We start from the raw sequence: 12755 nt of genomic DNA on the forward strand, positions 1-12755 counted from the left end.
GGTGGTATCACAGCTGGACTGTAATCTTTAGAATTTTCCCAAGAAAAGCATTACAAGACCGTGGGCAATACAATAGGGGACGATTTGCAAAATGCGCATGGTTAATCCATTAAAGATGGTAAAAAATTTCTTTTCTACTGTAATGTTATGTTTTAAGCGGCCTATCCAAGTCATACGCACCTCGGCACCACAATTTTGTGTAGCGATTAGATCAAAAGGCATTGTTAAGGCAGATACAGCTATACCCAATAAAGTATTAACCAGTATATTGATTCCTATTCCGTTTATATCTTTTGTAAACGCATAGGCTAATATGCATGGAGAGGCACTTAGTATATTTCTTAAAAGAACAGGGGTAAAAATATCCATAATCCTTTCTTTTCGCTTTATAAAAGGACCTTTATTGGCGGCAATTTCTTTTATTTCGCTGTATACGGTGACAATTGTTTCAACTATTCCCGCTAAGAAGCATTCCCAGCTAACCAATAAGGTAAAATAGGTTATTGGATAATAGTTAATAGAGCAAAGGAAGAGCCATTGCGAAAGTCCAAAGGATAAAGCAGCTATAACCTGTCGAAATGCATAAGTATGGGCACCTGAAAAAAACAATTTGATGTTTCTACTATGTATACATCTATTAATAATCGAGGCATAGGATTCGCCCGTTTCTTGGTGGACTACTTTTATAAATTGAGCAGGTGCTACTAGATAAGCTACCATCATGCAGACTATACCATGTGCAAGTGGATCAAAAAAAAAGCGATATAAAAGTGTATTATGCTGCATAGCCATAAATGATATAGATAATTTGGGTTGATCTATACATCTAGTGTGTCACTAAATGTGATACAAATAGATATATTTTTTAGGTATACAACCTAATCTTGTATTTAGTTGCTGCGTTGTATGCGAATTATCATTTGTTCAGGGGAAATGCCATGTGCATTTTGCAACGGGGTTAGCAACAGATTCTAAATATAAACTTTTCAAAGGATTTTTTCAATGGAGGCTGACCAGGTTCATAGCTAAAATGGCCGTAAATAGACAATTTCGGAGAGTTACCAAAAATAAAAAGGTTTTTCCTAATCATTTAGCTGTTTTTAAAACCTTATATCTAACTATTAACTACATGAGCAGAAAGTGGACTACACCTATTCATAATTGGAGTGAGGCTATGGCACATTTTTTAATTAAATTCGAAAATAGAATCTAAAACACAAAAAAATAATTTACACAATTAAATGGACAGAGCCCAACAAAAATTAAACATAGATGCGACAAAGCCCTAAAAAGTGTATGCAGTTTGCTTTTGTGCATATTTTCTTAGCTATATTCTATTTGTTTGCTGGATGTGGTATGGAACAGTTCAGTGGGCAATCGCTTGATTTAGCTAATTCATTTACTACTTTTCCTCCTTACTTTTCTATACAGGCTGTTTTCAATTTTATCAAACCACACCATTCTTTTGGTGGACGTATAGTTTGCTCTGTAGCCTATGATCAACAAATTCATTTTATCGTAAAGGGTCCTTTCGGGATAGAGGTCATGCGTGGCCTTATCGATAAAAAAGGTGTGACCGTTGTCGATCACTTGCGTCATCTAGTCTACCAATGGGATTATAAGTGTATCAACCAGTCATATCATTTCTATTGTAATTATTCATTTATTCAGTCATTGCTTTTAGGCACACTTGCTAGATCTGTTGATCATAAAATATCTATACCAAATGTATTACCTGCTCCTTTAGCCTACATTTATGATGCATTTACCAGTAAGGTTATAGGCATTGAATTAGTTGATAGACAACAGGGATATTGGTTTAGAGCTTTATATCAACATAAAGTAATCAAGAATAAAACTTTTTTATATGGGATTAAAATAGATTTTTCATTAAGAGATAGGAAACAGCCTAATAAAGGCAGGATAATTTTACATAAACTCCATTTTAAAGGGCTTAAAAAGCCGAATATTCGTTTAAAGATACGTGGTAATTATCGTAAAATAGTAGTATGCCCACAGAGCTGGTAAATGTTCATGTCTCCCTTTTTAAGTGGGTAAATATTTTCTAAGTTACCTATTCCTGTATCAACTAATCTAACAAAATAAAACAGTTTTAAAAGTAATTTGAATATATTTTTACATGCTGATTTTAAATGTAAAAATATATATCGTTCTCTATCTACTTTATTCATACATATACGTTATGTTAAAAAAGCATTAGATTTGTTTATAGACTAGAAAAAATATAGCCTAAACATGCTGATCCTATTTGATCAAAATGTCATTTATATCAAAAATTTCTTTTATTCTTCAATACCAAATAACAGCCCCACATAAAATTAAAAAAAATCCATTTTATGCTATTAGATTTCGAAAAACCAATTGTTAAACTTGAAGAAAAGCTTGTCAAGATGCAAGAAGCAGCTAAAGCGCAAAATGCACCGGCGCTTATGGCCTCAATTGCTAAATTAGCCAATGATATCAAGGCGTTACAAACGAAAACTTTTCAAACTCTAACCAGATGGCAACGGGTTCAGTTGGCCCGCCATCCAGATAGACCTTATACACTTGATTACATCCAGCAGATTACAGAAAAATTTTTTGAACTACATGGAGATCGTTTTGTAGGTGATGATAAGTCAATCGTTGGTGGTTTTGGTACGATAAATGGGCAAACTATGATGTTAATTGGCCACCAAAAGGGAAGAACTACCAAGGAGCGACAATTCCGCAATTTTGGCATGGCCAATCCAGAAGGATACCGCAAAGCACTTCGTTTGATGCGTTTAGCGGAAAAATTTAATAAACCTATTATTACCTTTATAGATACACCAGGTGCCTACCCAGGTGTGGAAGCAGAAGAACGTGGGCAAGCAGAAGCGATTGCTAGTAATATTCAAGCTATGTTTGGATTACGTGTGCCTATTATATCAATTGTCATTGGAGAAGGTGCATCAGGTGGTGCCTTAGGAATTGCAATAGGTGACTATGTACTTATGTTAGAACATGCGTGGTATTCTGTGATTACACCTGAATCTTGTTCCTCTATTCTTTGGAAAAGTTGGGATTATAAAGAACAAGCTGCAGAAATGTTACAACTAACTGCCAACGATATGTCTAATTTTTGTTTGATAGATGGACTGATCAAGGAACCAATAGGAGGTGCCCATAGAGATTTACCAACTGCAGCACGACTTATTAAAGAAAGTATTCTAGATCATTTAGAAAAACTATCCAGCAGGTCTATTGAAAAATTAGTTCAAGCGCGAACGGATAAGTTTTGTGCAATGGGAAGAATAGGCTGAGCAATTTTTTTGGTAGGGGAAGTGGATCTATTTATATAGAGCAGTGAATCGTTATGGAGATACAGTTTACTTTTTTCTAAGTGAGCGTATCAGATAAATTAGTAAATCGTATTGAATTTATACTTACAGGTGGTCAAGTTCATGATAGTCAATGTGCTCAGGCCTTTAATCGTCGTAAATGCAAGCATACTTTCTTTGATCAAATAAACAAGCTCATTTAAAAAGACTTAAATCTTAGCAAAAGCAATACTTGGAAAAATAGTGCGCATCGTTACTAATTTTTAAATTGAAATAGGGAGTAATAATAATATTTTTTTAGAACAAATGCAATAAAATCTTTTTTCAACTAGGGCAATTCTTTTTCTTCGAAAAACTTACTAGAAAAGAACTTACCTACTACATAACCTATACATGCAGCAGCGATTATTAAAAAAAGATCTTTTTCTAATTCTATCATTAAAAGAAGAATTTTCTTTTTCTCGTAGACTACTAAAAATAGATCTAGATACAAAAGTAAATACAAACAACTACATAGGATCCATCTTGTGGAAATTGATTTTTCATTTTTTATTTTCTTTATCCAAAGTCCACCCAGTACAATAGCTCCTACTGATAATAGCAACAGTAAAAAAGAAAAAATTGGATATAAAAGAAGATTGGTTAAAAAATTGTAACACAGTGCCAACCCACCTAATATGTTTTGAACGGCACCCCCAGAATGGGTCTCCTTTTTGAGTATTTCATCTAAAGAATCAGCAGGCATATCTTGTTCATTGGTAGTATCTGATTCTATATCGCACAAAGTTTGTACAGCCACCTCCCCTTTGTGGCAAGAGCTAATAGTATGACTCCATTTAAAATTTATTGTTATACAAGCAACTATGCTCAGTAGATAAGGTAAGAAGTGCATAAATTTTCAGCTTAATTACTTTTTTATAAGTGCTTTTTAGATTAGATTAATGTGAAAGCAAGTCGATTGTCTCCATATTTCCCTTACTTTTAACCCAATATCTTAATTTTTGGAAAAAGATCATAGTTTAAATATATGAATATTCAAAAAAAGCTTAATATTTTATTTGCCAGAAGAGGCACCTGCCATGCTGAACGATTACTTCCTCAATTAGTAGAAAGCGATCTATTGATTAGTGATAGACAGCTTAGTGATCACCTTCGCTTTCTTTATCTGTATACAGATTTATTAGCCTACTACGACAACAACAATCAGCGAATAGATCAAAATATCTGGCGAAGATTTCTAGAGCAGGATGATACGGTTGTACGTTCTCTAATTTTACATACCAATATTGATACATTAAAAAAACGTATTCATGAAGATTTTTTAACACTACGGCGCACGCATAGAGGCATTTTAGATGGCAAGTCTATGGAGACCATATTGTCCGTGGCGCAAGAGCTGATTATATTATTGGATTATTGGCATAAAAACCTATCCAATGAGGATGTGGTTCGAGTCAAACTAGCTACCATTATAGATGAAGAAATCAATACCCATATCACTAAAATATATGGGTTGCTCCAGCAGTATCATAAAACCAGTTCTATTCAATCTTTTATAAACTTTTCTACTTTTCTTTATCAGAAGTGCCATGATACTTCTTTATGGCAATTAAAATCCGATTTGCTTTATGATGAGCTAAAGGGTAGGCAGCTTAATGATGATCAAGTTATTGATATTTTTGATGATTTTTTTGACGCAGTTTTTAATACTATTTATACTTTAAAGGCGCTATCTGCTAGCGATTATTTTGACACTCTTTTTTCTAAAAACAAAGAGCCGCATATGGCACTTTTGATAGCTTTTTTACAGCTGCTAGCCTATGCAGATGCGCACCTTAATTACATCCCACAAAGGACCTTAGACCACTACTATAGGCATGTATTAAAATTTAATAATAATCCTTCCATTCCGGACCAAGCTTATGTACATTTTGTGCTTAGTCCCAACCATTCTTTTGCTTTTGTACCAGAAGGAAGCCTGTTGGTTGCAAAAAATCCAGTTAATGGTGAAGATATTTTGTTTGAAACAAAAAGGAATCTAACCGTAAATAAAGCCAAAATTTCTGAGATTAATACGCTATTTACTACTAAAAAAATTGATAAAGAAGGATATCAAACTATTGAATTATCTGCTGCTACTTATAATAACGAACTATTGCAAACCCTTCCTTTTCAATTATTCCCTACGTTAAAAGATAATAAAGTAGCCAGAAAGCAAACCAACCAACACTTGGCTTTATTGGTTGGTTCTCCTTTATTGTACCTTGCTGAAGGCAGTCGTACCATTTATGTAAAATGGAAGTTTAACTTTGAGTCTTTTCAGCTATTAATCACGCGAAATCCAAATAAAGAAATTAATAATGAAGAATTTTTAAAACAATTGTCAGATATCTTTCACAGCATGTTAAGGGTACAAATTACTACTAAAAATGGATGGTTGGATATACCAAAAGAATTTGTAGCGATACAGTTTATCCATGATACCTGTTGCCTAGATATGACACTATCTCTAAATACAGAAGTACCACCAGTTGAAGCGTTGCCTACCGGATATGAAGGGAGTATAGTTAATCCTGGTACCCCTACTTTATCTATTGGCATACGTGATGGGGCATCACTTACTGGTTTGCATCTTTTAAGTGGATTGGTACTGGAAAGAATAGATCTAAAAGTTAGTGTACAGGGATATCGTGGATTAGTTCTTCAGAATCAATTAGGTATTATTGATAATAGTCAAAATTTTGAACCTTTTGGCCCGTTAGCCAAACTAGACAGTAGTTTTTATATAGGAAGTGGCGAAATTTTTTCTAAAAATTTGACTGATTTGAAAATACATATCAAATGGGATAGTCTTCCTACTATAGAAGGAGGGTTTAAGAGTTATTATGATGCTTATCCTATTAAGGTGAACAACGATGACTTTAAAGTAAGTATAGCCTACCTAAACCATCAGCATTGGAATCCATCTTATGTTCAAAATAGGCAGCGTGTATCTCTTTTTCAAATTGTTAAAACCAATAAAGGTAGTGAGCGATTAGATGATCTTAGAACCATTAGTGAAATTGATGTAGCTGCATTACGGATTACTAAAACAAATACGCCGTTAGATGTTTCCGTTTATGGTCCTAAAACAGCGGCTGGCTTTTTAAAATTACAATTATGTACACCTGAGCAAGCTTTTGGCCATGCCATTTATCCTAATTTGATGAGTAGTGTACTCGTTAAAAACGTTCAGAAAAAGCAGGAAGAAGATGCCATTATTTTGAATGAACCTTATACACCCCGTATCAAGACCATTACCGTAGATTATGAAGCAGAGGAGTCTATTGTATTGACTTCTCCTCCTGGAGAAGAGGAAGAAAAGTATCTAAACAGTTTTTTTCGTATTGCTTCTTTTGGCTATTTAAAACTATTTCCCAGCAGGTTAGTGGCACCAGTTATATTATTGCCATTGATACCAGAGCAATTTATAGCTTTTGGCATAGAAGATCTCAATGGTACAAATTTATCCATGCATATAGTCATTCGTGAAAATAGTTCAGATCAAGAAACCCCCAAACCCAAATGGTTCTACTTATATGATAATATTTGGGAACCGTTTGAGGAAGCGATTGTTGTAGACGGCACCAATGGGTTATCCAAGTCTGGCATTATGATCTTTGATTTATCTAAATTGCCTAGTGATCTCAATAAAAATAATACCTGCATGAAGCCAGGATTAACTTGGTTTAAAGCACAATTTATCAATGATATCGGCATCCTACCCACTATAATAGGCGTTTATATACAAGCCGTTGCTGTATCAAGGTTTATGGATAAAAATGGAGTTTTCTCTGCTCCAGTGTTACCCGAAAAAGCGATTCAACAGCTCCAAAACCCTATAGAGGGTATTGAATTGATCCTACAACCTTGTCAAAGCTTTGGAGGAAGACAGTTTGAAAATCATGAAGCTTTATATAGACGGGTTAGTGAGCGGTTAAGGCATAAAAATAGAGCCATATCGGTCTGGGATTATGAACGAATTATCCTTGAAAAATTTCCAGAAATTTTCAGAGTAAAGTGTATCAACCATACCTCAAAAAGCAGGAATAATATGGTAAATCCTGGTCATATAACCATTGTAGTGATGGCTAAAACAGATCTTAATGTGGGTATGCCTATGATAAGTAGGCAGCTATTAGCTGAAATTAAAACATATATTCAAAGTGTAAGTACTCCATTTATAAAGTGCGAAGTAGTAAACCCCACTTATGAGGATGTAAAGGTTAATGTTACAGTTAAGTTTAAACCTGATTATGAAAAAGGATTGTTTTTAAACTTACTACACCAAGATTTATATAACTTTTTTTCTCCATGGTTATTGAACCCATCGGAAGATGTCCAGTTGGGAGGCAGTATACCTACTTCTAAAATTATAGACTTCATTAATAACCGTTATTATGTAGAAGGCATAGGAAATTTTTCTATATTAAAGTATGCTGGTAAACCTCCAGACTTAGCGTTAGATAAGATAACAACCTATGATAGTCATTTATTTGCCAGCCATCCATGGTCTGTCATGGTTTCTTCAAAAAAGCATAAAATAGCTGTTGTGGATACATTTGATACTGCTATGAAATTGCGTCACGGTAGCATAGGTGATATGGCTATTGCTGAAGATTTTATAGTAGGTCCATGGCAAGTGCCTAAAGAAGAAGAACCATTCCCATGTATAAATCAATATAGTCCTATACCAAGCTTAGAAGAATACTGTTTAATCACTAAAAAATATATTAAAACCGATCATGGCCATCACTAGTAGAGAAGAACTAAAGAAAAGCTTTGAAAAGGGATCTATTCCTACCCAACGTGATTTTGAAGATTTGATAGATTCTATGTTCCATAAACAAGATGATAAAATTTTTTCTCAAGATTATGGCTTAAGTTTATCTCCTAAAGGTAGTTCCGCTAAGTTGATAACCTTTTTTAATAACTTAAATGATTTTAAACCTACCTGGAGTATTGAACAATATCCTAAAAATACGCCAGCTTTTGGGTTTAATCTTGTTGATAAAGAAGGAGAGAGTAGATTCCTTGTCCAGTCTAATGGTCATGTTGGCATAGGCACCACTAATCCATCAGAAAAATTAACTGTAAATGGTAACGTCAGTATGCATGGGCGTAGGGGAGCATATGCTTCTGGTGAAGTCCCTGGAGATGGCAGTTGGTATAATATTACACCTCCATTAAATGCATGCCATGCATTTGAAGTCATTGCTAAAATTGGTAAAAAAGGACGTGGTTTATATGCGATGAGTCATGCTATAGCACTCAGCACATTTGGAGATTCCAGCAATAAGGTTAGTACCGTAAAGGCCTATTATGGAAGTTTTAGAAATAAAATTAAGTTTCGCTGGGCTGGAGATACTTTTAACTATACTTTGCAAATAAAAACCCAACGTGACTATGGAGAAGATAGTATGATTAAGTATTATGTGACCAATTTGTGGTGGGAGGAAGAAGAATGCGAAGCTTTCCACCAATAACATTGGTTATGTTGCGTTTGTTTTAAGGAGTAAGTTAATTTAGTATTTTTAGTTAAAAATTGACTAAAATCTTTACTATTAGGCCGAGATTATTGCGATATTTTAGCTGTTTAGTTCCGTATAATTGTAGTATATTATATGGTTCAACAAATAATGGGAAAAAATACAGAATATTTTAATACTAATCCAAACCATTTCTTACTGGGACTAAACAGTTAACTTTACATCTTTACTGTAACAACCTATACGAATCACACACCTAAGGGGTGTTTTCCAATCATTTTTCTATTCTTGTATTCGACTTATTTTTTTTAAATTGCCGAAGATATTCGGGTTACTTTTTTTTACTTTTTTTTATTCCAATTTTTTATGTGTTGCTTTATAAGCTTGTTATTATTCCTTCTCAAGGCTTTAGTTGTTATGATTCCAGTGTCCTTCTTGGAGGGATCCTCTTGTTCTGCTGAAAAACAAGAAATGGAAGTTTATCATCCTAGATGGTCTGAGTTAAATGAGCCAGAGGAAGATTTGCCTGAAGATAAGTGTCTGGTTACCAAATTAGATTTAGGAAAGTTGCGCTTTCATATTGCACATGGCCAACAATCCATTCATCCCGATGATGCTGGTTTTAAGTGTAGTAATAATATGGTTCATATCGATGAAGTCGACAATAAAGTTGACGATGAAAAAGCGTTTAACTGGGTATTAACCCCTAACTTTTATGGCCGTGTGACATCGGAAAAATTTCCTAAAACGATAAAATATGGTATGAAGTATAGGGTTAATCATGATGATGAAGAAGGTGGTATACCAAAAGAATTTTTGGATGAATGGTGGACTGTAGATCCTATAAAAGGGGGCACCAAAGAAATCATATTGATTATTTCTAAAGGAATAGAAGGTAAATTATATATAAGCAAATCACTACAAGAAGCCTTAAAAAATAAAAAACAAAACAATGAAATTCAAGATTATGAAATTTTAACCACTAAGCATGCGGTAATACGGCACAATAAGTATGTTAAAGAAGGGAAAAAGGTTTATACTTTTATCCATATAGCTGGCTAAAAGAAGCCTTCTATTCTAGATATAATGGCTTATTTTTAAGTAGTTGGCTGATTGACAAAGTTTTGGCATGCCCCACCATGGGCAACATATGGAGTTTTTCTATGACCATTGTTTGATAACTAGATAGATCTCTGATGCTTGTTTTTTAGCTCCGATTAATTGTCCTTTTTGAATGATTCTAATATTTTCTATTCCTTTTATAGTATAGGCTTTACTTATTTGGAATTCCGCATGTTTATATTTTTTCTATTTAACATAATATTAATTATATAACAACTTTATTAAGTTGTTAATAATATTATTTACATAAAACATATAATAAAATTATTTTATAACATCAATTATGGATTAGAGTTTGTGTAATCAATTCTATGCCTTTTTCCATGAGCTTTGCAAATAATTCTTTACTGAGGTACCCCTTATCGGAAAATACTTTTCCCATTAAATTTTTACATAAATTTTCTACTGGCCATCTATCATTGGCCTTAAAATAATTTACACACTTAAATGGACAGAGCCTTCGGTAATTCAGATTCTGCTAACTTTTAAAAAAAACACAAAAAGTTTTAAAAATTAATATTTAATCTGATAAACAATATAATTTGTACCCTATTATAGTATTTCTTTTCAATTTTGTAAATATTTTTTTAACTTAACTAAGTGAGTATGTATGAGGCTTATATAAAAATCCATATAACAGACTGAATGTCAGACTTATATATTGCGCTAAATAACATTACCTCTTCTAATTGCAAGCCATCTTTAAGTATAGCCTTGGCTATATTGTATTTTTCGTTTAAAACTTTAGTGCCGATATTTACTATCATCTGGCCATTATTGCGCTATTTTAAATGTTTTTTTTCATCGTCGGGTCATTTTGTTATTTGTCTATATAAGAAATGTCCTTTTTTTTAATTTATAGGTCTTCTTGCAAGAGATGATCCATAACAGGGGCGAAAAGATTGATCACTATACTTTACTAGGTTATAAAATTTGTTCCTCTCATAGATCAGGGACTAAGAAAGTTGGAAGTTAAGGTAATAGCTTTTGAGCTGTTCGCTAGACTAATCGCCCTATGATAGACAAAACAAACACAGATACAAGAGATTTAAGTATAATACACAATTTAGTTTCTTAAAATAAGAAATCAGATAATTATGTATAAAAAGCATCTACACAACCTTTCAATATATAAGATGATTTAACTAGGTATATTATTATAAGTAAGATAGATAGAAATAAAAAGGTTTAAAAATAAATAGAATATATTATATAAAATAATTGATTATAAACTTTAAATATAATTTATATGAAAAAAATAAAAAGTAAATCACTTTTATGTATTGGTCTATTAAGCGTCAATACCTTTTTTTCTTGTACCAATACAAGACAAGCAATGAATCAAAATAAAGAAGAGAAAGGACTGCTCAAAAAAATTACCACTTTTTCTTGTACCAATACCAAACAAGCAATGAATCAAAATAAAGAAGAGAAAGGACTGCTCAAAAAAATTACCACAAGACCGACCGCAGGAAATATGAGAAGAGCGTATAATACGAACCCTAAAAAAATTATTTATTTAGCAGCAGCAGGAGCAGCTACGATTATTGGTTCTGCTGGAGTAGCAGCTTATTCTTTTTCAAACATGTCATCAGAAGGATCGAATATAGCTGGGTTTAATAATACTAATTTTACAACTATATCTCCTTACCACTATGAATCATCAACCCTAGGTACATTCAACCAAACCGGTTGGAATAGTAATGATTCTACAGGTTCAACATTAGCATACAGCGCATACGAACCATCAAATATAACGGTTCCTACTTATTATCCTATTGATCTAGCAATACATCAAAGAAATAATGAAGACCTTGAATCTTTATTGAAAAATTCAGGAAGTAAAGTCAATGAAATAAATTCTCCTGCGGGTCCTCCTCTTACCCTTTCAATAGAACTAGATAATTTAAAAGCATTTAAAATGTTATTAGCACATCCAGATATTGACGTTAATAAAATAAATAAGTATAGCGAATACCCTATTCATAAAGCAATATCTCGATGTAATCGAGATATTCTTACTTTATTACTTAACGACGGAAGAGTTAACATTGATGTAAAAATCGGTAAAAATACCAATCTTGTCGAATTTGCACGTGAATCAAAATGCGAGAAAGTTATAATTAAAGATCTGATATCTGCTATAGATAAACAAAAAAAACAGAATATATCGGACCTAAAAATTAAGACAAAAAAATAAGAAATTTATTTGGCTGTTCTGTAGCCTGTAAATCATTTTATGTAAGTTCAGTGTTAGCTCTATCCATTTAGAGTAGTCAATATTTAATATAAAAATCAGTAAAAAATGACTTACAGGCTCTGAATGCACAGGTACTGTGTTAAATTTATATAATATATAGATTTAGCTATTTTTAGCTTACCCTTTTCTTCCCCTATTCGGATTCCTTCTTGTCTACCTTCTTGTCTACCTTACAAATACTTGAATAATAGGGTTGAACAAAATCATAGGTTTATCAAAAAACGGATAAAACCCATGTTGGTATTTAAGAGTTTCCATTCGGCTAACATTACCATTACAGGAATAGAAAATATTACAATCATTCAAAAAGGACAATTAATCGGAGCTAAAAAACAGGTATCTACTTTCGAGAACTTCGCTAAACTTATGGCCGTATAATAATCAAAATTAAAGACAAGGGGGAGAACTATACAAAATTAACTACAGATTTGACAGAACCTGAAATACTATTTTAACCAAATAAACGTATAGATAATGAATAAATTTTATTAGATTTGGGACATCGTTTTATCCAATTAATTA

At 32.9% G+C, this 12755-nt stretch carries 9 protein-coding genes and 3 pseudogenes; 8 read left to right on the forward strand and 4 right to left on the reverse strand.

The window, feature by feature from the left end:
* Positions 1-27: 27 nt before the first annotated feature.
* Positions 28-786: a hypothetical protein gene (locus ACRRVD_RS00575; RefSeq protein WP_432461249.1), complete on the reverse strand. Its 759-nt coding sequence runs from the start codon at positions 784-786 to the stop codon at positions 28-30.
* A 486-nt stretch (positions 787-1272) separates the two neighbouring features.
* Between ACRRVD_RS00575 and ACRRVD_RS00580 the strand changes: the two genes are divergently transcribed.
* The 3 genes and pseudogenes from ACRRVD_RS00580 to ACRRVD_RS00590 all read left to right on the forward strand — a co-directional run.
* Positions 1273-2028, forward strand: a complete 756-nt coding sequence (locus ACRRVD_RS00580; RefSeq protein ID WP_432461251.1) for a DUF4292 domain-containing protein — start codon at positions 1273-1275, stop codon at positions 2026-2028.
* A 329-nt stretch (positions 2029-2357) separates the two neighbouring features.
* Entirely contained in the window at positions 2358-3305 is a 948-nt protein-coding gene (locus ACRRVD_RS00585; protein WP_432461253.1) for an acetyl-CoA carboxylase carboxyltransferase subunit alpha, read from the forward strand.
* Positions 3306-3321: 16 nt separating this feature from the next.
* A pseudogene (locus ACRRVD_RS00590) lies at positions 3322-3393 on the forward strand (IS6 family transposase); the annotation flags it as partial.
* Between the two features lie 258 nt (positions 3394-3651).
* On the opposite strand, the gene ACRRVD_RS00595 reads toward ACRRVD_RS00590, so the two are convergent.
* The gene (locus ACRRVD_RS00595) at positions 3652-4215 is read right to left on the reverse strand and encodes a hypothetical protein (RefSeq protein ID WP_432461255.1); all 564 of its coding nucleotides are present in this window, start codon (positions 4213-4215) and stop codon (positions 3652-3654) included.
* Positions 4216-4350: 135 nt separating this feature from the next.
* Here ACRRVD_RS00595 and ACRRVD_RS00600 point away from each other — a divergent pair, with 135 nt between their 5' ends.
* The 3 genes from ACRRVD_RS00600 to ACRRVD_RS00610 all read left to right on the forward strand — a co-directional run bounded on the left by ACRRVD_RS00600 (position 4351) and on the right by ACRRVD_RS00610 (position 9913).
* On the forward strand, positions 4351-8121 hold the full coding sequence (locus ACRRVD_RS00600; RefSeq protein WP_432461256.1) for a baseplate J/gp47 family protein: 3771 nt from the start codon (positions 4351-4353) through the stop codon (positions 8119-8121).
* Positions 8108-8848 (forward strand): adhesin, encoded by a 741-nt coding sequence (locus ACRRVD_RS00605; RefSeq protein WP_432461257.1) that lies wholly within the window; start codon positions 8108-8110, stop codon positions 8846-8848. The genes ACRRVD_RS00600 and ACRRVD_RS00605 overlap by 14 nt, the downstream gene beginning before the upstream one ends.
* 420 nt (positions 8849-9268) lie before the next feature.
* Positions 9269-9913, forward strand: coding sequence for a hypothetical protein (locus ACRRVD_RS00610; RefSeq protein WP_432461258.1), 645 nt, complete (start codon positions 9269-9271; stop codon positions 9911-9913).
* A 355-nt stretch (positions 9914-10268) separates the two neighbouring features.
* Here the strand turns inward: ACRRVD_RS00610 and ACRRVD_RS00615 are convergent.
* Together ACRRVD_RS00615 and ACRRVD_RS00620 are read right to left on the reverse strand one after the other, a co-directional pair.
* Positions 10269-10400, reverse strand: a pseudogene (locus ACRRVD_RS00615) (transposase); the annotation flags it as partial.
* Positions 10401-10590: 190 nt separating this feature from the next.
* Complete coding sequence (locus tag ACRRVD_RS00620) at positions 10591-10740, reverse strand: hypothetical protein (RefSeq protein WP_432461259.1); 150 nt, start codon at positions 10738-10740, stop codon at positions 10591-10593.
* Between the two features lie 482 nt (positions 10741-11222).
* On the opposite strand from ACRRVD_RS00620, the gene ACRRVD_RS00625 reads away from it, so the two are divergent.
* Both ACRRVD_RS00625 and ACRRVD_RS00630 read left to right on the forward strand, forming a co-directional pair.
* A complete protein-coding gene (locus ACRRVD_RS00625) occupies positions 11223-12173 on the forward strand; it encodes an ankyrin repeat domain-containing protein (protein WP_432461260.1) in 951 nt (316 codons plus the stop codon).
* A gap of 234 nt (positions 12174-12407) precedes the next feature.
* Positions 12408-12611, forward strand: a pseudogene (locus ACRRVD_RS00630) (DDE-type integrase/transposase/recombinase); the annotation flags it as partial.
* Positions 12612-12755 lie beyond the last annotated feature (144 nt).

The sequence above is a fragment of the Candidatus Cardinium hertigii genome (assembly GCF_050864915.1).
GTDB classification, from domain to species: Bacteria; Bacteroidota; Bacteroidia; order Cytophagales; family Amoebophilaceae; genus Cardinium; species Cardinium hertigii_D.